Source organism: Tessaracoccus rhinocerotis, assembly GCF_007197885.1.
Classification (GTDB): Bacteria; Actinomycetota; Actinomycetes; order Propionibacteriales; family Propionibacteriaceae; genus Arachnia; species Arachnia rhinocerotis.
In genome coordinates, this window is record NZ_VKKG01000018.1 from 1 (window position 1) to 831 (window position 831).

Here is an 831-nt window from a genome sequence, read left to right on the forward strand (position 1 = left end):
GAAGCATCCCCGTGAGGGTGAGGTCGTGTTGAACGACTCGTATCGGGAGATGGCTGCGCACTACTCGGCTGCGGTGCTGCCGGGCCGGGTGAGGAAGCCCAAGGACAAGGCATCAGTGGAGAACACTGTCGCTCATGTTGCGACCTGGGTGATCGCTGCCCTCAGGGACGAGGTGTTCACGTCGCTGCCGGAGCTGGCTGCGGCGATCGAGGGCCGGGTCGCGGCCTACAACGCTGAGCCGTTCCAGAAACGGGCAGGGTCCCGACACAGCGTGTTCGTCTCGGAGGAGCAGCCGCTGCTGAGGCCGTTGCCGCAGGTCGCCTATGAGATCAGCCGCTGGGTCTATGGCCGCCGCGTCGGACGCAGCGGGCACGTGGTCTGGGAGAAGAACCACTACTCGGTGCCTTATCTCCACATCGGATCCAAGGTCGATCTCCGGATCACCGACCGTGTCCTGGAAGTCTTCGCCGGCTCTCAGCGCCTCAGTAGCCATCTGCTGCTGCCTGAGGGATCCGCCGGGGGTTGGCGCACAGCCGAGGCCGACCTGCCCACCGGTGAGAAGTATCACCCCTGGGACGCCGCCCGCGTCCGAGATTGGGCGGCCAGGATCGGGCCGGCAGCGCAGACGGTGGTGAACCGAATCTTCGAATCCGTGGCGATTGATGAGCAGGGCCTGAACCCGGCGTTGGCGGTGCTGCGGCTGTCGCGTCGCTTCTCCGCCGACCCGGGTTGAGGACGCCTGCCAGCTCGCCCTCGCAGGAGGGGTCAGGTCGCCTCGCTACGTCCACCTCAGGCCGATCCTGGACACGGGCCAAGACAAGCAACCCATGC

General features: G+C 66.4%; 1 pseudogene. It reads left to right on the forward strand.

Features of this window, described 5'->3' with window-relative positions:
• Positions 1-831 (forward strand): annotated as a pseudogene (locus tag FOJ82_RS15940) (Mu transposase domain-containing protein); the annotation flags it as partial.